General features: G+C 55.3%; 1 protein-coding gene. It reads left to right on the plus strand.

Annotated features, from left to right (window positions below; genetic code table 11):
• A partial coding sequence (locus FFM73_RS12835; protein WP_373278681.1) for a hypothetical protein occupies positions 1-635 on the plus strand: 635 nt, incomplete at both ends.

Here is a 635-nt window from a genome sequence, read left to right on the forward strand (position 1 = left end):
GTATCAACGACGAAGGATGGCTACTACAACACGATCACGACCACGGATCCTGAAGGTGGAACTACCACTACGAAGGTCGATGGCAGCGGTGCCGTGACTGAAGTAACCAAGAACTGGTCAGACGGCGATAAGACGGTGGCCGTCGTACAGACGACACCAACGACCGATCCGAAGACGGGCGAGACTGGCACAACGAGCGTTGTGACCGTGACCGAGACGCCAAAGGATCAGCCAAGTTTGCCGGACATCACAGTTAAGCCAGGTGAAAGTATCAAGACTGGCAAGACAACGGTTACGAACGATAATCCCGGCGTAACCATGACTCACGATACGCCAGGAACGGATACCAAAGGTAATCCAACGACTGACCAGACGGGTGAGAACATCAACCCAGATGGCAGCAGTTCCTTCTTTAAGGTAGCTGAACCGGTATCAACGACGAAGGATGGCTACTACAACACGATCACGACCACGGATCCTGAAGGTGGGACTACCACTACGAGGGTCGATGGCAGCGGTGCCGTGACCGAGGTTACCAAGAACTGGTCAGACGGCGATAAGACGGTGGCCGTCGTGCAGACGACACCAACGACCGATCCGAAGACGGGCGAGACTGGCACAACGAGCGTTGTGAC

Source organism: Secundilactobacillus hailunensis (genome assembly GCF_005405185.1).
In the GTDB taxonomy this organism is placed as follows: domain Bacteria; phylum Bacillota; class Bacilli; order Lactobacillales; family Lactobacillaceae; genus Secundilactobacillus; species Secundilactobacillus hailunensis.